1 protein-coding gene and 1 tRNA gene are annotated in these 1,123 nt (G+C 49.0%); one reads left to right on the forward strand and one right to left on the reverse strand.

What is annotated here, in order from left to right:
* Positions 1-83 precede the first annotated feature (83 nt).
* Complete coding sequence (gene orn / locus BDE01S_RS10660) at positions 84-635, reverse strand: oligoribonuclease (RefSeq protein WP_066081400.1); 552 nt, start codon at positions 633-635, stop codon at positions 84-86.
* 208 nt (positions 636-843) lie between these two features.
* On the opposite strand from orn, the gene BDE01S_RS10665 reads away from it, so the two are divergent.
* Positions 844-928 (forward strand) — tRNA-Leu (locus BDE01S_RS10665).
* Positions 929-1,123 lie beyond the last annotated feature (195 nt).

Genomic DNA, 1,123 nt, shown 5'->3' on the forward strand with positions numbered 1-1,123 from the left:
AAATTAAGTTCTCCGACTATATTTGTACTGCCTGCGGCTTCGCTGCCTTGTCCCATTCTGTGTTATTCGACTATATTTTGCAATTATGCAGGCAGTTTCAAAAAATGTTCGCGGTAGTAGCGCATTTCCTCAATGCTTTCCAAAATATCGTCCAAAGCCTGATGCGAACCGCGCTTGACCACGCCTTTGGCCACGACAGGGTGCCAGCGGCGGGCCAGCTCTTTCAGCGTGGAAACGTCCAGATTGCGGTAGTGGAAATAAGCCTCCAAGCGCGGCATATATTTCACCATAAAGCGGCGGTCTTGATGAATGGTATTGCCGCACATCGGCGTGGCTTTTTCCGGAATCCATTCAGCCATAAAGTCCAACAGCTTCTGCTCCACTTCGGCTTCGGTGTAATTTGACTCGCGCACGCGTTGGGTCAGGCCGGTACGCCCGTGAGTGGCGGTGTTCCACTCGTCCATCGCCGTCAACACCTCCTCGCTTTGGTGCACCGCATACACTTCCGACTGCGCCAGCACGTTCAAATCCTGATCGGTAATAATCATCGCCACTTCGATAATGCGGTCGGTCTCAGGCGACAAGCCCGTCATTTCCATATCCAGCCAGCAGAGATTGTTTGCATTTTGTGTCATGGGGAAAGCCTTTTATTATCCGGTTATATTTTCAGACGGCCATTATATAGGCATTTAAAAGAAGAAGGATACCGCATCGCAGCCTTGGCTTATTCTTCTTTTATTCGACCCTATAGTCGAAGAGTAATTTCTGCTACGGCGTTGGCCCGCACCCGCGCCCCACGCTTGGCAGAGTAGCTCTTTTCCCTGTATAATCCGCCATTCACATGCGGACGTGGCGAAATTGGTAGACGCACCAGATTTAGGTTCTGGCGCCGAGAGGTGTGAGAGTTCGAGTCTCTCCGTCCGCACCACACTCAAAAAATCAGCAGCTTTCGGGCTGCTTTTTTGTATATCCACACAAATCTACCCGTATGCACAAAACTAAGATAAATAAAGGCTCTCAAGCTGATTAAGCAAGCATGAAATCTTGGTTTGCTGTTTACAGCCATCTACCCTAATAGACCTGAAGCAACAAAAAACTACGGTATAGTCGGAGAACTTAATTT

Source organism: Bergeriella denitrificans NBRC 102155 (genome assembly GCF_001592185.1).
GTDB classification, from domain to species: Bacteria; Pseudomonadota; Gammaproteobacteria; order Burkholderiales; family Neisseriaceae; genus Neisseria; species Neisseria denitrificans.